This window comes from Nonomuraea sp. bgisy101 (genome assembly GCF_057708945.1).
The window spans coordinates 14,709-33,557 of the sequence record NZ_JBYITD010000002.1 but is presented as its reverse complement, the minus strand read 5'-3'; the positions used below and the strand labels follow the sequence as shown (position 1 = coordinate 33,557).

Annotated in this window: 26 protein-coding genes; 2 read left to right on the top strand and 24 right to left on the bottom strand. The window is 68.3% G+C overall.

The window, feature by feature from the left end; all coding sequences use genetic code 11:
* Window positions 1–4: 4 nt before the first annotated feature.
* Together AC3EO4_RS03760 and AC3EO4_RS03755 are read left to right on the top strand one after the other, a co-directional pair.
* Window positions 5–808, top strand: coding sequence for a hypothetical protein (locus AC3EO4_RS03760; RefSeq protein WP_431893792.1), 804 nt, complete (start codon window positions 5–7; stop codon window positions 806–808).
* A gap of 195 nt (window positions 809–1,003) precedes the next feature.
* Window positions 1,004–4,099, top strand: coding sequence for a hypothetical protein (locus tag AC3EO4_RS03755; RefSeq protein ID WP_431893789.1), 3,096 nt, complete (start codon window positions 1,004–1,006; stop codon window positions 4,097–4,099).
* A gap of 194 nt (window positions 4,100–4,293) precedes the next feature.
* Here the strand turns inward: AC3EO4_RS03755 and truA are convergent, their stop codons facing one another.
* The 24 genes from truA to rplN form a co-directional block, all read right to left on the bottom strand.
* Window positions 4,294–5,160, bottom strand: coding sequence for a tRNA pseudouridine(38-40) synthase TruA (gene truA / locus AC3EO4_RS03750; RefSeq protein WP_431893787.1), 867 nt, complete (start codon window positions 5,158–5,160; stop codon window positions 4,294–4,296).
* A 71-nt stretch (window positions 5,161–5,231) separates the two neighbouring features.
* The gene (gene rplQ, locus AC3EO4_RS03745) at window positions 5,232–5,765 is read right to left on the bottom strand and encodes a 50S ribosomal protein L17 (protein WP_431893784.1); all 534 of its coding nucleotides are present in this window, start codon (window positions 5,763–5,765) and stop codon (window positions 5,232–5,234) included.
* A gap of 196 nt (window positions 5,766–5,961) precedes the next feature.
* Window positions 5,962–6,978, bottom strand: coding sequence for a DNA-directed RNA polymerase subunit alpha (locus tag AC3EO4_RS03740; RefSeq protein WP_358143223.1), 1,017 nt, complete (start codon window positions 6,976–6,978; stop codon window positions 5,962–5,964).
* Between the two features lie 289 nt (window positions 6,979–7,267).
* A complete protein-coding gene (rpsD, locus tag AC3EO4_RS03735) occupies window positions 7,268–7,894 on the bottom strand; it encodes a 30S ribosomal protein S4 (RefSeq protein ID WP_358143225.1) in 627 nt (208 codons plus the stop codon).
* A gap of 20 nt (window positions 7,895–7,914) precedes the next feature.
* A complete protein-coding gene (gene rpsK / locus AC3EO4_RS03730; protein WP_020542285.1) occupies window positions 7,915–8,319 on the bottom strand; it encodes a 30S ribosomal protein S11 in 405 nt (134 codons plus the stop codon).
* A gap of 45 nt (window positions 8,320–8,364) precedes the next feature.
* On the bottom strand, window positions 8,365–8,745 hold the full coding sequence (gene rpsM / locus AC3EO4_RS03725) for a 30S ribosomal protein S13 (protein WP_183650839.1): 381 nt from the start codon (window positions 8,743–8,745) through the stop codon (window positions 8,365–8,367).
* A 189-nt stretch (window positions 8,746–8,934) separates the two neighbouring features.
* Window positions 8,935–9,048 carry a 50S ribosomal protein L36 gene (gene rpmJ, locus AC3EO4_RS03720; RefSeq protein ID WP_003956441.1) on the bottom strand — a complete coding sequence of 38 codons (114 nt, stop codon included), beginning with the start codon at window positions 9,046–9,048 and terminating at the stop codon, window positions 8,935–8,937.
* 25 nt (window positions 9,049–9,073) lie between these two features.
* A complete protein-coding gene (gene infA, locus AC3EO4_RS03715) occupies window positions 9,074–9,295 on the bottom strand; it encodes a translation initiation factor IF-1 (protein WP_012887858.1) in 222 nt (73 codons plus the stop codon).
* A 426-nt stretch (window positions 9,296–9,721) separates the two neighbouring features.
* Window positions 9,722–10,027, bottom strand: coding sequence for a hypothetical protein (locus tag AC3EO4_RS03710; RefSeq protein WP_431893705.1), 306 nt, complete (start codon window positions 10,025–10,027; stop codon window positions 9,722–9,724).
* Window positions 10,028–10,227: 200 nt separating this feature from the next.
* On the bottom strand, window positions 10,228–10,623 hold the full coding sequence (locus tag AC3EO4_RS03705; RefSeq protein ID WP_379570586.1) for a hypothetical protein: 396 nt from the start codon (window positions 10,621–10,623) through the stop codon (window positions 10,228–10,230).
* 96 nt (window positions 10,624–10,719) lie between these two features.
* Window positions 10,720–11,109: a DUF1707 SHOCT-like domain-containing protein gene (locus AC3EO4_RS03700; protein WP_379570584.1), complete on the bottom strand. Its 390-nt coding sequence runs from the start codon at window positions 11,107–11,109 to the stop codon at window positions 10,720–10,722.
* A 35-nt stretch (window positions 11,110–11,144) separates the two neighbouring features.
* Window positions 11,145–11,954, bottom strand: coding sequence for a type I methionyl aminopeptidase (gene map / locus AC3EO4_RS03695; RefSeq protein ID WP_379570582.1), 810 nt, complete (start codon window positions 11,952–11,954; stop codon window positions 11,145–11,147).
* A gap of 229 nt (window positions 11,955–12,183) precedes the next feature.
* On the bottom strand, window positions 12,184–12,834 hold the full coding sequence (locus tag AC3EO4_RS03690) for an adenylate kinase (protein WP_431893702.1): 651 nt from the start codon (window positions 12,832–12,834) through the stop codon (window positions 12,184–12,186).
* Window positions 12,834–14,150 carry a preprotein translocase subunit SecY gene (gene secY, locus AC3EO4_RS03685; protein ID WP_379570579.1) on the bottom strand — a complete coding sequence of 439 codons (1,317 nt, stop codon included), beginning with the start codon at window positions 14,148–14,150 and terminating at the stop codon, window positions 12,834–12,836. Before secY ends, AC3EO4_RS03690 begins: the two co-directional genes overlap by 1 nt.
* A gap of 171 nt (window positions 14,151–14,321) precedes the next feature.
* On the bottom strand, window positions 14,322–14,777 hold the full coding sequence (gene rplO / locus AC3EO4_RS03680) for a 50S ribosomal protein L15 (RefSeq protein ID WP_431893698.1): 456 nt from the start codon (window positions 14,775–14,777) through the stop codon (window positions 14,322–14,324).
* Between the two features lie 2 nt (window positions 14,778–14,779).
* Entirely contained in the window at window positions 14,780–14,962 is a 183-nt protein-coding gene (gene rpmD / locus AC3EO4_RS03675; protein WP_020542293.1) for a 50S ribosomal protein L30, read from the bottom strand.
* A gap of 2 nt (window positions 14,963–14,964) precedes the next feature.
* Window positions 14,965–15,597 carry a 30S ribosomal protein S5 gene (gene rpsE / locus AC3EO4_RS03670; RefSeq protein ID WP_354906473.1) on the bottom strand — a complete coding sequence of 211 codons (633 nt, stop codon included), beginning with the start codon at window positions 15,595–15,597 and terminating at the stop codon, window positions 14,965–14,967.
* A gap of 25 nt (window positions 15,598–15,622) precedes the next feature.
* Window positions 15,623–16,006 (bottom strand): 50S ribosomal protein L18, encoded by a 384-nt coding sequence (gene rplR, locus AC3EO4_RS03665; protein ID WP_379570574.1) that lies wholly within the window; start codon window positions 16,004–16,006, stop codon window positions 15,623–15,625.
* Between the two features lie 2 nt (window positions 16,007–16,008).
* A complete protein-coding gene (gene rplF / locus AC3EO4_RS03660; protein ID WP_379570572.1) occupies window positions 16,009–16,551 on the bottom strand; it encodes a 50S ribosomal protein L6 in 543 nt (180 codons plus the stop codon).
* Window positions 16,552–16,569: 18 nt separating this feature from the next.
* On the bottom strand, window positions 16,570–16,968 hold the full coding sequence (gene rpsH, locus AC3EO4_RS03655; RefSeq protein WP_157252527.1) for a 30S ribosomal protein S8: 399 nt from the start codon (window positions 16,966–16,968) through the stop codon (window positions 16,570–16,572).
* Window positions 16,969–17,194: 226 nt separating this feature from the next.
* Window positions 17,195–17,380: a type Z 30S ribosomal protein S14 gene (locus AC3EO4_RS03650; RefSeq protein ID WP_358143244.1), complete on the bottom strand. Its 186-nt coding sequence runs from the start codon at window positions 17,378–17,380 to the stop codon at window positions 17,195–17,197.
* A gap of 2 nt (window positions 17,381–17,382) precedes the next feature.
* Entirely contained in the window at window positions 17,383–17,958 is a 576-nt protein-coding gene (rplE, locus tag AC3EO4_RS03645) for a 50S ribosomal protein L5 (RefSeq protein WP_358143246.1), read from the bottom strand.
* Window positions 17,958–18,245: a 50S ribosomal protein L24 gene (gene rplX / locus AC3EO4_RS03640; protein WP_379571499.1), complete on the bottom strand. Its 288-nt coding sequence runs from the start codon at window positions 18,243–18,245 to the stop codon at window positions 17,958–17,960. The genes rplE and rplX overlap by 1 nt, the downstream gene beginning before the upstream one ends.
* Window positions 18,246–18,253: 8 nt before the next feature.
* Window positions 18,254–18,625, bottom strand: a complete 372-nt coding sequence (gene rplN, locus AC3EO4_RS03635) for a 50S ribosomal protein L14 (protein ID WP_043623452.1) — start codon at window positions 18,623–18,625, stop codon at window positions 18,254–18,256.
* Window positions 18,626–18,849 lie beyond the last annotated feature (224 nt).

Here is an 18,849-nt window from a genome sequence, read left to right as displayed (position 1 = left end):
GCCCATGGGTTCCACCAAGAAGACCGACGAAACCCCCACCCAGCAGCGCAGCGCGATGTGGAGCCCCTATGACGAGGGCCCGCGCTCGCGCACACCGCTCTGGTTCGCCCTCGGCGGCCTGCTCGTCCTCGGGGCGCTCGTGGCGGGTCTCGTGGTGATGTGGAACTCCGAGGGTCCCGACCCGACGGCCGACCCCGTGGGACGGGCGAGCGCGCCGCCCGCCGACCAGCCCGTGGCCCCCGCCGACAAGTACGGCTTCGCCGCCGCCCGCGAGACAGACCCCGACACGCTCACGCAGAAGGAGCTCTTCCCCAAGAAGAAGTTCACGGTCTCCGGGCGCTCCTACGAGGTGACGACCCTCAAGACCGACAAGAAGTGCGGTGACGCGGCCGAGGGCGACAAGCTCGACAAGGCGCTCAAGTCAGCCAAGTGCACGCAGCTCATCCGGGCCACCTTCAAGGACAAGTCCGGCAAGGTCATCGGCACCGTCGGCGTCGCCAACCTGGTCGACGGCAAGGGGGCGGCCAAGGTCGCCGCCTCCGTGCGCGCCAAGGGCGAGAGCAAGCTGTTCGTGAAGCCGCTCGCGGGCAAGGACGACATCACCAAGTTCATCGGCGCGGGCGAGGCCAGCGTCCACGTGGCCACCCACGGCCACTACGCGGTCATGCTGTACGTCCAGTTCAAGGACGGCCACAAGCCCGACAAGAAGGGCGCCAAGCAGCTCTCCCAGGCCAGCGTCGACGTGACCAAGGCGACGGTGTACCCGGCGCTCGACTCGCGTTCGCTCAGCGGCCGCCGCGGAGGATGAAACCGCCCAATCAATCCCGAAAGGGATCAAACTTCCCGGCCGATCCGCCCGAGAACACCCATACGGGCATGGCGATCTCCTGACTATGGTTAGGCTCCCCCTATGCGTGGCCAGGAATCTGGGTCTGAGCACGAGCGCGAAACGGACGGCTCAGCCGCACCGGCGACGCCACCGCCGAGTTTCGGCAGGCCGACGGTGCAGGCCCCATCAGCCTTCCAGGAAGGCGCCTACGGCGCGTCGCACGGCGACGCGCTGGCGGCGCCTTCGTACGCCGACCTCCCCGCCGGCCAGGTGATCGACTCCGATACGGTCCCGGCCCGGCCTCCCATCCCCGTCTACCAGGGGCCGCCGCCCGACCTGCCGGCCCCCGAGCCCGCGCAGGCTCCTGACGCGGGTCAGCCCATGACTCCCGCGGTCAACAGCCCCTGGGCCCCCGAGCCCGCGGCCCCGTCGAGCGGCCCGTGGAGCTCCGAACTCACGGCCCCGTCGGACGGTCCGTGGAGCCCCGAGCCCGCCGCCCCGGCGGGCGCCCAGGGACCATGGAGCCCATCAGCCGCTCCGGAGTCGGGCACGCCCTGGTCTCCCGAGCCGCCGGCCTCCGCGGACGCGGGAAGCCCGTGGACGCCCGAGCCGCCCGCGTCCCCGGACGCGGGAACCCCGTGGGCGCCCGAGCTCTCCGGCGGGCACCCTTCCGGTGGACAGGACGCGGGTCAGCCCGTGGAGGGCGCGACGATCGAGCGCCCCAGACCCGACAGGCCGCTGCCCGCCTTCCCCGGCGTGCCCGCGGAGACCTGGTCGGCCGCGGCCCAGCCGTGGGAGCAGACGGAGGACGGCCGGCCCTACGACTGGTTCGCCGACCCCGAGCCCGGCGCGGAGACCACGTCGCCGCAGCCCGGCTCCGTACCCGCTTCACCGCAGCCCGGCTCCGTACCCGCGTCGCCGCCTCCGCCGCAGGGCACGTGGGCGCCGCCCGGGGCCCCGCAGCCGCCCGCGCCCCCTTCCCCCGGCGCACCCCATCTCCCGGCACCCCATCCCCCGGCACCCGGCGCGCCCGACCCCTCGGCACCCGGCGCCGCGCACGCCCCCGTGCCCGGCGCTCCGATGCCCGGCGCTCCGGTGCCCGGCGCTCCGGTGCCCGGCGCTCCGGTGCCCGGCGCTCCGGTGCCCGGTGTTTCCCCGCCTCCGGCGTTCGGCGGCGAGCCCGCTGCCCAGCACGGTGCCGCGTGGACCCCGCCCTCGCCATGGGCGCCCGACCAGCCCCAGACCTCATGGACTCCCGCGCCAGGGCAGGCGCCGCCGCCCCCGTGGTCGCCAGGCCAGTCGCCACAGACCGGATGGCAGCCGCCACAGGGCCCGCAGCCCGAGGGACAGCCGTCGCAGGGACAGCAGACCGAGTGGCAGCCGTCGCCCGGCCCCCAGGCCGAGTGGCCGCCATCACCGGGCCCGCAGGCCGAGTGGCCGCAATCCCCTGGCACGCAAGCCGAGTGGCCGCCATCACCCGGCACGCAAGCCGAGTGGCCGCCATCACCGGGCCCGCAGGCCGAACCGTGGAAGCCGTCCCCAGCGGCGTGGCAGGCCGAGCCCGACCAGGCCGGCTGGCAGCCCCCACAGGCCTTCACCGCGGCCGCCGCGGGCATGAAGGTCTGGCCGTCCTCCACGACGGACGCGCCCGCCATGCCCCCGTGGCCCGCCGCGACCGGTGAGCCGATCGACGACCACGACGGGCCGCAGGAGGCCCAGGCCACCGATCCGAGCATGACGGTCCCGATCTCCCACAGCGCCGAGCCCGGCGACGTGCCGGTCTGGCCGCCGCACCCTCCTGGCGCCGACCACGCTGACGAACGCATCCCCGACCTGCCGTTCGACAGCGCCACGTGGGGGCGGGCCAAGGGCGACCAACCGCCCGCCGACGTGCTGGACGACCCTCCCGCCGACCGCGCCGCCACCCCGGAGGCACCCGCGCTCGGCGCCTCCCCGGCCGCAGGCGCGCCCAGCACGGACAACAGCGCCGCCGGCGCGCCCGGCCCGAACGCCACTGCCGCAGGCGTGTCCGGCCCGAACGTCACCGCCGCAGGCGTGTCCAGCCCGAACGTCACCGCCGCGGGCGCGCCCGGCACCGACCTCGCTCTTACAGGCGCGTCAGGCCACGGCTCGCCCGCTTCGGACGCCCGGGGAGCCCAGGCCTCGCCGAACGACACGCAGCCCGACGGCCTGCCAGGCGACGGCGCTCCAGGAAACGACGCCGCAGGAAACCGTGCGCCAGGAGACGGTGCGCCAGGAACCGACGGGTCACGAACCGACGTGTCAGGGGACGACGCGCCCATCGGCGGCACGACAGGGAGCGACGCGCCGCACGACCACCCGTTCCCGACCGATGGAGCCATCCCGCTGCCCGCCATCCCGCCCCCAGCCGGCCTTCCCGCGCTTCCCGCCCCGTCCGGCGGCGCCCCCGCCGTACCGGCCGGAGCCTCCCCCGCCGACCTGCCGACGCCGCCGCACGGCACGCCTGCCGCGACCTTCGACCCGTTCTCGCCCGTGTCGCAGGGCGGCATCGCGCCCCCGCCCGAGCCGCCGGCCAAGGAGCCGAGCACGGGCAGGAAGGCGCTGATCGCCGGTGTCGGCGTCCTCGTCGTGCTGGGAGTCGCCACCGGCGGCTTCTTCGCCTACCGGTCGATGAGCACAGGACAGCCGGCCGAGGCGAGCGCTTCGACGGCGACCGGCGCCGTGCCGTCCGTCTCGGACACCGACGACCCGCTGGCCAACTCGCTGCTCAACTCCGAGGGCACCGACCCCGAGAAGATGTCGATCAACGAGGCGTTCCCCGAGCAGAAGGTGGACCTGGGCGGACGCGTCTACACGCGCGTGAAGGTCGACATGTCCGACGACTGCCGGCAGGCCGCCGCCGGCCCGTTCGCCACGGCCCTGCAGGACCAGAAGTGCAGTCGCGTACTGCGGGCGACCTACGTCGACGACAAGAAGCGCTACGCGATCAGCACGGGCATCGCCGTCCTGCCGAACAAGGAGGCGGCCGCGGCCGCCGACCAGGCCAAGGACCTCGACAAGAACCTGTGGTTCCGTCCGCTGACCGGCCCGACGTCCAGCGGCGCCGACCGGATCCACATCGCGGGCGGGTACGCCGCTGGGCTGCTGTGGGGCCGCTACATCGTCTTCAGCTACGCGACGTTCGCCGACGGCCACACCCCGACCGCCAAGGAGAAGGGCCTGGGCGACGTCAGCGGCGCCTTCCGCGACCACACCTCGCTGGTGCTGGAGCGCAGGATCACCGAGTAGTAGCGCGGGCTCCGCGGGATCACCCGACCCCGCGGACCCCGCTGGACGACTCCCGCGGACCCGCTGGACGACTCCCGCTGACCCCTCTGGACGACTCCTGCTGACCCCCTGGGAGACTCCCGCGGACCCCGCTGGATCACCCCGACCCCTCGGCCCTGCTGGATCACCACCACGCGGGCGGGCGATCCCGGGAGTCAGTCCGTGAGGGTGCGGACCCTGCGGGTCGCGGCCGCCCTGGCGGCCAGCTCGTCGTCCGCCGGGTAGCTGACCTCTTCAAGGCACAGCCCGTGCGCGGGCGCGACGTGCACGCCCGAGTCCCGTACGGCGCCCGCGAGCACTCGCGCAGGCCATTCCACGGGTCGCCTGCCGTCTCCCACGGCGAGCAGGCAACCGACGAGCGCCCTGACCATGGAGTGGCAGAACGCGTCGGCCACGACGGTCGCCTCCAGCACGCCCGAGGGCGAGCGCACCCAGTCGAGCCGCTGCAGTTCCCTGATCGTGGTGGCGCCCTCCCGCTTCTTGCAGAAGGCGGCGAAGTCGTGCTCGCCCAGCAGGTGCGCGGCCCCCGCGATCATCGCGTCGAGGTCCAGCGGCCGCGTGTGCCAGACGATCTCGTCGCGCCGCAGCGGGTCGACGCCGCCGGGCGCGTCGTGAACGCGGTAGACGTAGCGCCTGGAGAGCGCGGAGAACCGTGCGTCAAAGCCCTCAGGAGCCACGCTGACGCGATGAACGCGCACATCCGGCGGCAGGACCCCGGCCAGCCGTCTGAGGAGCGTGGCGAGCCGCTCATCGACGCTTTCCTCGACGGGCGGCTCGCCCCTGCGCCGGTTGCGCTCCAGCTCGCCGAGCGCGGTCACCGGCAGATCGACATGGGCGACCTGCCCGCGTGCGTGGACGCCCGCGTCCGTCCTGCCCGCCACGGTGAGCGAGACCTCTCCCAGCCGGAGGATCTTGCCGAGCGCGTCCTCGAGCTCGCCCTGCACCGTGCGCCGCCCCGGCTGGCGAGCCCAACCGGAGAAGTCGGTGCCGTCGTAGCCGAGGTCGAGGCGAAGCCGTACCACGATCACCCCTCCTGGATGAAATGGGGAAGGCCCGGCACCCAGAAGGGTGCCGGGCCCGTGGGCCTGAAAGATCAGGCCTCGTCCTTCTTCGCCTCGTCGGCGGGAGCCTCGCCGGCCTCCGCGGTCTCGGCGCTCTCCTCGGCCTGAGCCTCGGCGCTCTCCTCGACGACCTCCTCCACGGCCTCGGCGGCCGGGGCGGCGGCCGGAGCGGCGGCGGGAGCCGTACGGCCGGTGGTGACCTGGTTCAGCGCCTCGGTCACCAGCTCGATGACCGCCATGGGCGCGTTGTCGCCCTTACGGTTACCGATCTTGGTGATGCGGGTGTAGCCACCGGGACGCTCGGCGAAGGTCACCGCGATCTCGGTGAAGAGGTGGTGGACGACGCCCTTGTCCTTGACGACGGTCAGCACCTGGCGACGGTTGTGGATGTCGCCCTTCTTGGCCTTGGTGATCAGGCGCTCCGCCAGCGGGCGGACGCGCTTGGCCTTGGTCACGGTGGTGGTGATGCGGCCGTGGCGGAACAGGTCCGTGGCGAGGTTCGCCAGGATCAGCCGCTCGTGAGCCGGGCTGCCGCCAAGACGTGCACCCTTGGTGGGCTTGGGCATTGCGTTCTCCTTGAGAGTGAACCCGCCCCGGCCGTGTCAGGTACCGGAGTCGAGCCGCCAGGCCGCCACGAGGGCGGCCCGCGATATCCAGCTGCGTCGGCCCGGGACGTCCCCGGGCGTCTCGATGTCCCGGTCTCCCGGGACGGATCGAGCGAGAGGGCCTCGTGGACACCGCCACGAGACCCCGCGCCGCGATCTAGTACTGCTCGGTCTCGACGTACGCGCTGTCGTCGTCGTCGTAGCCGCCGCCGGCCACCGCGCTCGGGTCGAATCCGGGCGGGGAGTCCTTGAGCGCCAGCGACATCTCGTGCAGCTTCTGCTTGACCTCTTCGATGGACTTGGCGCCGAAATTCCTTATGTCGAGCAGGTCCTGCTCGCTGCGGGCCACGAGCTCACCCACGGTGTGGATGCCCTCGCGCTTGAGGCAGTTGTAGGAACGGACCGTGAGGTTGAGCTCCTCGATCGGCAGCGCCAGGTCCGCGGCCAGGGCCGCGTCCGTCGGCGAGGGACCGATGTCGATGCCCTCGGCCTCGACGTTGAGCTCGCGGGCCAGCCCGAACAGCTCGACCAGGGTCTTGCCCGCGGAGGCCACCGCGTCGCGGGGCTTCATCGCGGCCTTGGTCTCGACGTCGAGGATCAGCCGGTCGAAGTCGGTGCGCTGCTCGACACGGGTCGCCTCGACCTTGTAGGTGACCTTGAGCACCGGGGAGTAGATGGAGTCGATCGGGATACGACCGATCTCCTGGCCCGGCTGCTTGTTCTGCGCGGCGGAGACGTAGCCGCGACCGCGCTCGACGGTCAGCTCCATCTCCAGCTTCGCCTTGCCGTTCAGGGTGGCGATGCGCAGCTCGGGGTTGTGCACCTCGACACCGGCCGGAGGCGCGATGTCGGCTGCGGTGACCTCGCCGGGGCCCTGCTTGCGCAGGTACATCACGACGGGCTCGTCGTGCTCGGAGGAGACGACCAGTTCCTTGAGGTTGAGGATGATGTCGGTGACATCTTCCTTCACGCCGGGAACGGTCGAGAACTCGTGCAGCACGCCCTCGATGCGGATGCTCGTCACGGCCGCGCCCGGGATGGACGACAGCAGCGTGCGACGCAGCGAGTTGCCGATGGTGTAGCCGAAGCCCGGCTCCAGCGGCTCGATGACGAACTTGGACCGGGTCTCGTCGATCGACTCTTCCAGAAGAGTCGGACGCTGAGCGATCAGCATGCTTCGGGATCTCCCCTTGTCGTGTGGCGCCCGCTATATGACGCCACTCCGATAAACAGCCTAAATGGGGTACGGCATGCCGTACCCCATCCGTCCCCCTCCGGCCAGGAAACCCAAGCCGTCGGGGAAGCCTGCCGGCGCCCCGACCCCGGAAATCCGGGGCCGAACGCCTCTTCCACGAACCCTGGCCGGCGCGCCCGCGCGGGGCCCGCCGCCGGTTCCCCCAAGAAACCCTCGCCCGAGAAGGCGAGCCGTGGCGGCGCGCCAGGGGCGCGCCGCCCGGAAGGGCTTACTTGGAGTAGAGCTCGACGATCAGCTGCTCCTGGACCTGGGTGTCGATCTGCTGGCGAACCGGCAGCTGGTGAACCAGGACGCGGAGCTTCTCCGGCACGACGCCCAGCCAGGCCGGGATCGTCTTGTCGCCCGCGGTCGCCTTGGCGACCTCGTAGGGCAGCAGGTTGACGGCCTTCTCGCGGACCTCGACGATGTCGTGCTCGCGCACGCGGTACGACGGGATGTCGACCTTCTTGCCGTTCACCAGGATGTGGCCGTGACGGACCTGCTGGCGAGCGGCGTCGCGCGACTGGGCGAAACCGGCGCGGTAGACCACGTTGTCGAGACGGCTCTCCAGGATCTGGAGAAGGTTCTCGCCGGTCTTGCCGCCCTTCTTGTTGGCTTCCTCGTAGTAGTTGCGGAACTGCTTCTCGAGGACGCCGTAGATGCGGCGGGTCTTCTGCTTCTCACGAAGCTGGAGCTGGTACTCAGACTCCTTCGGACGGCCGCGACCGTGCTCACCCGGCGGGTAAGGACGGATCTCGATGGGGCACTTCGCGGACTCACACTTGCTGCCCTTGAGGAAGAGCTTGGTCTTCTCGCGACGGCAGAGCTTGCAGTCCGCACCCGTGTAACGAGCCATTTCTCACTATCTCCTGGGTGTCAGACGCGGCGGCGCTTCGGCGGACGGCAGCCGTTGTGCGGAACCGGGGTCACGTCCTGGATGGAGCCGACCTCGAGGCCCGTCGCCTGCAGCGAACGGATCGCGGTCTCACGGCCGGAGCCGGGGCCCTTCACGAAGACGTCGACCTTGCGCATGCCGTGCTCCATGGCGCGGCGGGCGGCGTTCTCGGCGGCCATCTGCGCGGCGAACGGGGTGGACTTACGGGAGCCCTTGAAACCCACGTGGCCGGCGCTGGCCCAGGAGATCACGTTCCCGTTCGGGTCGGTGATCGAGACGATCGTGTTGTTGAACGTGCTCTTGATGTGGGCGTGCCCGTGAGCGACGTTCTTCTTTTCCTTGCGGCGCACCTTCTTGGGCGCACCCTGGCGGCTCTTAGGAGGCATTCTTTGCCTTCACTCCTGAGTTCATCGGTCCCGCGGCTGCGAGGACTACTTCTTACCGGGCTTCTTCTTACCGGCGACGGTCTTCTTCTTGCCCTTACGGGTGCGCGCGTTGGTCTGCGTGCGCTGGCCGTGGACGGGAAGACCCTTGCGGTGACGGATGCCCTGGTAGCAACCGATTTCGATCTTGCGACGGATGTCGGCCTGGACCTCGCGGCGCAGGTCACCCTCGATCTTGTAGTTCGCCTCGATGTAGTCACGCATCGGGACGAGCTCTGCGTCGGAGAGCTGGTGCACGCGGAGGTCGCCGCTGACGCCGGTGGCCTGGAGGATCTCCAGGGCACGGGTGCGGCCGATTCCGTAGATGTAGGTGAGAGCGATCTCCAGCCGCTTTTCGCGGGGGAGGTCGACGCCAACCAGGCGAGCCATGGTCGGGCATTCTCCTTCACTGTGGCGGAGGTCTTGCGCCCCACTCCCCTCCCCATGCCCGGGGTGAGGGCCCCGGCCTCCGACCGGGGGTGGCCCACTCGCGTGGGTGTGACGCGCGATTACTGATTCAGACTTCTCATGCGTCGAGTCCGCTCCCCAGCAGGGGCGGACTCGGAGAAGCCTTCGCGACTAGCCCTGACGCTGCTTGTGGCGCAGGTTGTCGCAGATCACCATGACGCGACCGTGCCGGCGGATCACCTTGCACTTGTCGCAGATCTTCTTGACGCTCGGCTTAACCTTCATAGTCCTTCGTGATTCCTCAGACGTTTTACTTGTATCGGTAGACGATCCGCCCACGACTCAGGTCGTAAGGGCTCAGTTCCACGACTACCCGGTCGTCCGGCAGGATTCGGATGTAGTGCATCCGCATCCGTCCGCTGATGTGGGCCAGGACCTTATGGCCGTTGTCGAGTTGCACCCTGAACATCGCGTTCGGGAGCGACTCAACCACAGTGCCCTCGATCTCGATGGCGCCGTCTTTCTTGGCCATGTCCCTCGCGTTTCACTGATCGGTCGTCTGAGGTATCGGATCACTAAGCAGCCGCGGCCATCCGCATCGAATGAGAGCGGCGGTCTGCAGGACCGCCAACACAGGATGGCCATAGTGAGCCGACTAAGGAGTGTACGACACCCAGCGGGAAAATGCGAAACGCCCATGCCAGGTGTCCTGACACAACCATAGGCAAGGCTACCCCAGATCCGCGGCTACTCAGGCCGCGCGGCATCCGCTGTGGATGCGACAGCCCGGGCCGACGGCGCCGGCGTCAGCGCGAGAACCCAGGCGCCAGCCAGGCGCCAGCCCAAGGACCCAGGCGCCAGCCCGAGGGCCCAGGCGCCGGCCCGAGGGCGACGTGCCCGCCCGCCCCTGCGGCCGCCGACACGCGGTAGCGGGCGGGCACGTGCTCATGGGACGTTGTCACGTCCTGGGAGGGCGCCTCCTCCTGGCGACGAAGGCCGCGGTGCCGCCCACCGCGACGAGGACGGCCAGCGCGCCGGCCAGCCACGCGCCGCGGGCTGACCGGCCCACCATGTCAGGGCCGCCCCCGCCGAGGTGCGGCCCGGCCGGACGCCGTCCGGCCGGTTCGATGCCGGGCCTGGTCTGGTTCGGCGTCGCGGAAGCGTACCGCCCACCCTGCGGTACGGCTCCCGCCGTCAGCGACCCGATCACCACGCCGGTGACCGCGATCCACGCCAACAGCCCGCAACACCGCCTCAGGCCCATCGTCCCCCCATTGCGATGGTTCCATCGTCAAAGATCACCTACCCGGCGTGATCACCGCCAACTGCGACCAGCGGTAAAGAGTGGGTCTATTGCCTGCCGTATCAGGGCAGAGAAGCGCGAAGGCCCGCCGGTGACCGTGTCACCGGCGGGCCTTCCATGTCAGAGCCCCCCAGAAGCGCGCGTCACGCGCGCGGGGAACCTCAGTAGATGCGGTGCTTGCTGCCGCAGTTGTCGAACTTCGAGTCGCCCCAGCACGTGTAGGTGTAGATCTTCTTGATGCCGTGGCCACTCCAGGCGTCGCTGGACTTGCCGTCCCAGCCGTGGGAGAACTTGTACCACTTGCCGCCCTTGTAGTACTCGAACCAGACGTAGCCGTGCTTGCCGCCGAACTTCTCCACCCCGTACCACTTCGTGTAGACCTTGCCGTGGGAGCTGAAGGTCTTGCCGTAGGTGTAGGCCTTGCCTTCGCTGGAGAAGTACCTGCCCCAGTTGTCCGTGGCGGTCGCCTGAGTGGTGGCGGCCTGGGCGGCGGGGGCGACGGTCAGGCCGGTGATGGCCGCGCCGGCGATGGCTGCTGCTGCGAGAAACTTGCGCATTTCTTCCTCCTGTGAGTGATGTGACACTCACGTTAGGAAGCCGCCGCCAAGCCTTCTGCGGACAAATCCACACAGTGCACTACTGCACAGATGGGGTCATTTCCGATTCGTCCCGAAAATGCTGCTGACCAGCAGCAACGCGCCCCAGGGGCCCGCGACCCACATCGGCCAGAAGTAGCCGCCGAAGTCGGTCAGCAGCCAGATCACCGAGGTCACCGCGACCGCCGACGCCCAGGCCGCCCAGGCGCCCCTCATACCGGGATGCATTCCCTGCTGCGGGGACTTCGCGGCGGGAACGCGGGCGGGCTGGGCCCGCAGGTCGACGTCGGGCAGGTCGGCGGTCACCCTGGCGAGCTCGCCGTAGGTCTTGCTCTGGTAGACCTGCTCCAGGCGTTCGTTGAACTCCTCGACGGAGATCCGGCCCTGGGCGGTGTGCTCGCGGAGGACGGCGGCCACCCGATCGCGGTCGACATCCGATGCACGCATTTCGGGGCTCTGCGCCATCCCCACCACTTCCCGCTTCAGCTCAGCAGTTGCGAAAGGCGCTCTTTGCCCCCATCGAGGGCGGTAAGCACCCAAGGACCATTATGTGTCACGGCGACGCTGTGTTCGAAGTGTGCGGAGGCCTTGCCGTCGATCGTGACGACGGTCCAGTCGTCGTCCAGCACGCGGGTGCGGGCCGTCCCCATGTTGACCATGGGCTCGATCGCCAGGCACATGCCCGCCTCGAGGGCAGGGCCCCGTCCCGGGCGTCCGTGGTTGGCCACCCAGGGGTCCATGTGCATCTCGGTGCCGATGCCGTGCCCGCCGTACTCCTGCGGGATGCCGTACTTGCCCTGGGACCTGACGTACTTCTCGACCTCGTAGCCGACGTCCGACAGGTGCCGGCCGACGCCCAGCGCGGCGATGCCGCGCCACATCGACTCCTCGGTCACCCGCATCAGCTCCGTGAGCGCGGGCGCGACCTCTCCCACCGGTACGGTCACCGCCGAGTCGCCGTGCCACCCCTCGAGAATCGCCCCGCAGTCGATCGAGATGATGTCGCCCTCGCGCAGCTTGCGCTCGTTCGACGGGATCCCGTGAACGACCTCGTGGTTGACCGACGCGCAGATCGTCGCGGGAAAGCCCTGGTAGCCCTTGAAGGACGGGATCGCGCCCTCGTCCCTGATCGCCTTCTCGGCGATCGCGTCCAGGTCGAGCGGTGTCATGCCCGGCTCAACCGAGCGCCTCAACAGGTCCAGCGTCCGCCCGACCACCAGACCGGCCGCGCGCATCTTCTCCAGCTGCTCCGGCGACTTGATCTGGATTCCATGTCTGTTCTTCTTGAACAAGTTCGACACCCCCCAGGGTGGTTCAACGGGCGAACACTGGAGCCCAATTCCCCCACAGTGGGCCTGATCACGCAATACTCATGTGAACCGCGCCTCCACTGTTAGAGCAGCTCAAAGGGCTCCGAACAGCAGGCCAGGCGGCTGAGCGACCGGATGGCGGAAGATCCCGACCACGCCTGGCATGAATAACGCCGACCCTGATCAACAGGGTCGGCGTCATCGGTTCGTGCTAGCCGGCGTAGGGCCGGATCTCCTTCATCGCCCGCTGGGTGACCTCTTCGACGGGGCCTGTCGCGTCCACCCCGACCAGGATGTCCTCGTCGGCGTAGAAGCGGATCAGCGGCGCGGTCTGCTGCTGGTAGACCTCCAGGCGGTGCCTGACAGTCTCCTCCTTGTCGTCGTCACGCTGGAACAGCGTGCCGCCGCAGGCGTCGCAGACGTCGTCCCTCTTGTCGTCGAACTCGACGTGCCAGATGCGGCCGCACTGGCTGCAGGTGCGCCGTCCGGCCAGGCGGCGGACGACCTCCTCGTCGTCGACCACGAGCTCCAGGACCAGGTCGAGCTTCTGCCCCCAGTCCTTCAGCATGTCGCGGAGGATCTCCGCCTGAGGGACGGTACGGGGGAAGCCGTCGAGCAGGAAACCGTCCTGCGCGTCGTCCTCGGACAGACGGTCGCGGACCATGGCGATGGTGACCTCGTCGGGCACGAGGTCGCCACGGTCCATATAGGTCTTGGCGAGCTTGCCGAGCTCCGTGCCGCCCGAGACGTTGGCACGGAAGATGTCACCTGTCGAGATCTTCGGGATGGACAGGTTCGATGCGATGAACTGGGCCTGTGTCCCCTTACCCGCTCCGGGGGGCCCGACCAGAACGAGACGCACTACCGCAGGAAGCCTTCGTAGTTACGCTGCTGCAGCTGGCTCTCGATCTGCTTCACCGTGTCAAGGCCGACACCAACCATGATCAGGATGCTCGTCCCTCCGAACGGGAAGTTCTGGCTGGCCCCCGAGATCGCCAGTGCGATGATCGGCACCATCGAGATGAGGCCGAGGTAGAGCGCACCGGGAGCGGTCAGGCGGGTCAGAACGAAGTTCAGGTATTCGGCCGTGGGCCGACCCGGACGGATGCCCGGGATGAACCCACCGTACTTCTTCATGTTGTCGGCGACTTCAGCGGGGTTGAAGGTAATCGACACGTAGAAGTACGTGAAGAACACGATCAGCACGAAGAAGGTGATCATGTAGACCGGCGTGTCACCCGTGACGAGGTTCCGCGAGATCCACTCGACCACGGGGTTGACGCTGTCCGTGGACGTGTTCGCGAACAGCGACACCAGCAGCTGCGGCAGGTAGAGCAGCGAGGACGCGAAGATGACCGGGATGATGCCGGCCTGGTTGACCTTCAGCGGGATGTAGGTCGAGGTGCCGCCGTACATCCTGCGGCCGACCATGCGCTTGGCGTACTGCACCGGGACCCGGCGCTGAGCCTGCTCGACGAAGACCACCGCGGCGATCATGAAGACACCGACCACCATCACGACGGCGAAGGTGAACGGGTTGACGCGGTAGATGTTCAGCAGCTCGGACGGGAAGACCGCGATGACCTGCGTGAAGATGAGGATCGACATGCCGTTGCCGACGCCGCGGTCCGTGACGAGCTCGCCCAGCCACATGATGACCGAGGTGCCCGCCGTCATGATGACGACCATCGTCACGATGCTGAAGACGTTGTCGGGATCGAGCAGGATCTGCTGGTTGCACTGCGGGAACAGCTGCCCGGAGCGCGCCAGCGCGATGAAGGCGGTCGACTGCAGGATGCCGAGGCCGATGGTCAGATAACGCGTGTACTGCGTGATCTTCGTCTGCCCGGCCTGGCCCTCCTTCTTCAGGGCCTCGAGCCGCGGGATGACCACGACGAGGAGTTGCAGGATGATGCTCGCGGTGATGTACGGCATGATGCCCAGCGCGAACACCGACAGCTTCAGCAGAGCGCCGCCGCTGAACAGCTGCACCATGCCGTAGAGGTTGCCGGAGTCACCGGCCTGCGCCTGTGCGAGACAGGTGCGAATATTCTCGGTGTGAACACCCGGAGTCGGAAGAACCGAGCCGAGGCGGAACAGCGCGATGATGCCCAGAGTGAAGAGCAACTTCTTGCGCAGGTCCGGCGTCCGGAACGCCCGGGTAAACGCGGTCAGCACGGTCCCTCCAGCACGCCGTGATGGCGGTATGGGTCTGCGATGGTGCGGGGATCAGCCATCTGAGTCTCAAGGTCAGGCGTCGAGCAGGACAGAACCCTGCCGTCTCGCGAACTCTAACGCACTACAGGCACGGGAGCCCATTGTCAGGACCCCCGTGCCTCGTAATGACACTTACAGCTCGGTAACGGACCCACCGGCCGCGGCGATCTTCTCCTTGGCGGAACCCGAGAAGGCGTGAGCCTGCACGTTCACCGCGACGGAGATCTCACCGGTGCCGAGGACCTTGACCGGCTGGTTCTTGCGGACAGCGCCCCTGGCGACCAGCGTCTCGACGGTGACCTCGCCACCCTCGGGGAACAGCTCACCGATCTTGTCCAGGTTGACGACCTGGTAGGTCGTCTTGAACAGGGCGTTGGAGAAGCCCTTGTACTTCGGCAGACGGCGCTGCAGCGGCACCTGGCCACCCTCGAAACCGAGAGGAACCTTGTTCCGCGCCGTCGTGCCCTTGGTACCACGACCAGCGGTCTTGCCCTTGGACGCCTCGCCGCGACCCTTGCGGATCTTTGCCTTGTTGGCGCCCTTGGCCGGCCGCAGGTCGTGAATCTTCAGCGGAGCCTTGTCAGTCATGACTAGTCGACCTCTTCCACCTCGACGAGGTGCGTCACCACGGCGACCATCCCACGGATCTCGGGACGGTCCTCCTTGACGACGACATCGCCGATTCGCTTCAGGCCAAGCGAACGCAGCGAGTCACGCTGGTTCTGCTTGCCACCGATCTTCGAGCGAACCTGAGTGATCTTCAGGCGTGCCATGACTAGCTCACCGCCTTAGCCGCCGCAGCGGCCTCGGCGAGGCCCTCGGCGCGAGCCTTGAGCATCGCCGTCGGAGCGACGTCCTCGATCGCCAGACCACGGCGGGCGGCGATCGCCTCGGGCGTGGACAGGCCCTTCAGCGCGGCCACCGTGGCGTGCACGATGTTGATCGGGTTGTCCGAGCCGAGCGACTTGGACAGGACGTCGTGGATGCCGGCGCACTCCAGAACGGCGCGCACCGGACCACCGGCGATGACACCGGTACCGGCGGAGGCCGGACGCAGGAAGACGACACCGGCCGCCTCCTCACCCTGCACGGTGTGCGGGATGGTGCCCTGGATGCGGGGGACGCGGAAGAAGTGCTTCTTCGCCTCCTCGACACCCTTGGCGATGGCCGCGGGTACTTCCTTGGCCTTGCCGTAGCCGACACCGACCAGGCCGTTGCCGTCACCGACGACAACCAGGGCGGTGAAGCTGAAGCGACGACCACCCTTCACGACCTTGGCCACTCGGTTGATCTTTACGACGCGCTCGATGTACGAGACGCCCTTGTCGGCGGCGCCACCGCGGCGATCGTCACGACGGTCCCGCCGCTCGCCACCGGTGCCGCCACCGCGACGCGGAGCTGCAGCCATCAGTGGTTCCTCTTCTCAGTAGCCATTAGAACTCGAGCCCGCCTTCGCGAGCGCTGTCCGCGAGAGCCGCGATGCGACCCGCGTAGCGGTTACCGCCACGGTCGAAGACGACGGCGGTGATCCCGGCTTCCTTGGCCCGCTGAGCGAGGAGCTCGCCGACCTTCTTGGCCTTCTCGGTCTTGTCGCCCTCGGCAGTGCGCAGGCTGGCGTCCATGGTGGACGCGCTGACCAGCGTGTGGCCGACGGTGTCGTCCACGATCTGCACGAACAGGTGACGGGTCGAGCGGTTGACGACCAGACGCGGGCGCGCGGACGTACCGACGACCTTCTTGCGGACGCGGCCGTGACGGCGGGCCCGCGAGACGGTGCGAGCAGCCGTGTGCTTGCTGTACGCAGTCTTGGGAGCCATGCCTACTTACCAGCCTTTCCGACCTTGCGGCGGATAACTTCGCCCTGGTAACGCACGCCCTTGCCCTTGTAGGGGTCAGGCTTGCGCAGCTTGCGGATGTTGGCGGCGACCTCGCCGACCTTCTGCTTGTCGATGCCGTCCACGTGGAACAGGGTCGGCTTCTCGACGCGGAAGGTGATGCCCTCGGGGGCGTCCACGATCACCGGGTGGCTGAAGCCCAGAGCGAACTCCAGCTGCGTCGGGCCCTTGGCCGCGACGCGGTAACCGACGCCGACGATCTCCAGGGTCTTGGAGTAACCCTGGGTGACGCCGGACACCATGTTGGCGATCAGCGTCCGAGACAGGCCGTGCAGAGCGCGGACCTTGTTCTCGTCGTTGGGCCGGGAGACGGCGATGGTGCCGTCCTCGTCGCGAGCCACCGTGATGGGCTCAGCGACCGTGTGCGAAAGCGTGCCCTTCGGGCCCTTGACCTGGACATCCTGGCCGTCGATCGTGATGTCGACGCCGCTCGGTACAGGGATGGGCAGCCGTCCGATTCGCGACATGCTGTAGTCCTCCCCTCGTTACCAAACGTAGGCGAGGACTTCCCCGCCCACACCACGCTTGCCGGCCTGCTTGTCGGTCATGAGGCCACCGGACGTCGAGATGATCGCGACACCCAGTCCGCCCAGGACTCGAGGCAGGTTGTCCTTCTTCGCGTAAACACGCAGCCCAGGCTTGGAAACCCGGCGCAGCCCCGCGAGCGAACGCTCACGGCTCGGCCCGAACTTGAGCTCCACCACGAGGTTCTTTCCGACCTTGGCGTCCTCGACGGTCCAAGACTGGATGTAACCCTCCTGCTGGAGGATCTCGGCGATGTGCGCCTTGATCTTCGAATACGGCATGGTCACGGAGTCGTGATACGCCGAGTTCGCGTTGCGCAGACGTGTCAACATGTCTGCGATCGGGTCGGTCATCGTCATGGCCAACGGCCTTCCTCGCCGCGGTTTCCAGTCGGTGAAGCTGAGCTCTACCGGTGGACCTTCGGCGCGGTCATGGGCGCTCTGAAGAGCGCCCGGTTGATATTTCTTGTACGGCTCGGCGGGGTCGAACCCCGAAGCCTCCGCAGGACGCGCGAAACGCCCTACAGAAGGATGCCATCTCCCGCGTGGTGCTCCCCCCACGTGAAGGAGCACCCGCGGGAGGATGTCACCAGCTGGACTTGGTGATGCCCGGCAGCTCGCCCCGGTGCGCCATCTCGCGGAAGCAGATCCGGCACAGGCCGAACTTCTTGTAGACGGCGTGCGCACGCCCGCAGCGCGAGCAGCGGGTGTAGGCGCGAACCGCGAACTTCGGCTTGCGCGCCGCCTTCACCTTCAGAGACGTCTTAGCCATACTCAGGCCTCCTTGAACGGGAAACCGAGAAGCTTCAGCAGCGCCCGGCCCTCATCGTCGTTCTTCGCGGTGGTCACGACCGTGATGTCCATGCCTCGCGGACGGTCGACCTTGTCCGGGTCGACCTCGTGGAACATGACCTGCTCGGTGAGACCGAAGGTGTAGTTGCCGTTGCCGTCGAACTGCTTCGGCGACAGGCCGCGGAAGTCCCTGATGCGGGGCAGCGCCAGCGAGAGCAGACGGTCGAGGAACTCCCACATGCGGTCGCCGCGCAGCGTGACGTGCGCGCCGATCGGCATGCCCTCACGCAGCTTGAACTGCGCGATGGACTTGCGGGCCCTGACGACCGCGGGCTTCTGGCCGGTGATCGTGGTGAGGTCACGGACAGCGCCCTCGATGAGCTTCGAGTCGCGAGCCGCCTCGCCGACACCCATGTTGACCTTGATCTTGGTCAGGCCGGGCACCAGCATGATGTTCTCGATACCGAACTCGTCACGAAGCTTCGCGATGATCTCCTCGCGGTACTTCGTCTTGAGGCGCGGCGTGGGACGCTCGGTCTCAGTAGTCGTGGCAGTCATCAGTTGTCCTCACCCGACTCGTCGGCCTTGTCGGCCTTCTTGGCAGGCTTCTCGTCATCCTTGAGCTTCTTCACGTTGCTCACGTGGATGGGAGCCTCCATGGTCTCGACGCCGCCCTGCTTGGCGCCGCGAGGACCGTTGAGGTTCTCCTTCGAGTGCTTCTTGATCATGTTGACGCCCTCGACGACCACGCGGTCCTCGCGCGGGTTCGTCGAGATCACACGACCCTTGGCACCCTTGTCCTTGCCGGCGATGACCTGAACCAGGTCACCCTTCTTCACGTGCAGCTTCGCCATCACAGCACCTCCGGGGCGAGCGAGATGATGCGCATGAACTTCTTGTCGCGCAGCTCGCGGCCGACCGGGCCGAAGATACGAGTGCCGCGAGGGTCGCCGCTGTCCTTGATGATGACGGCGGCGTTCTCGTCGAAACGGATGTAGGAGCCGTCAGGACGGCGGCGCTCCTTCACCGTACGGACGACGACCGCCTTGACGACGTCGCCCTTCTTCACACCAGTGCTGCCGGGAAGAGCGTCCTTCACCGTGGCGACGATGACGTCGCCGATTCCTGCGTAGCGCCGGCCCGAGCCACCGAGAACGCGGATGCAAAGGATCTCCTTGGCACCCGTGTTGTCGGCGACCTTGAGCCGCGACTCCTGCTGAATCACGTCAACTCCTGTTGGTCTCCGCTGGTTCTCATCCCTGAGCCTGGCGGAACTCTGTGGTTTCTTGGTCCTCCGGCTACAGCCCCGAAGGGGCCGCACCGCAGGCGACGCGAGGGCTTCGTCCCGGGCGCCGTGCCCTCAGGCACGACCACCGCGCGGAGCCCCCGCGTCCTTGGACACCGTCATGGGGGGTGTCTCCACCCCCCACGAGGCGCGCATCTATGCGG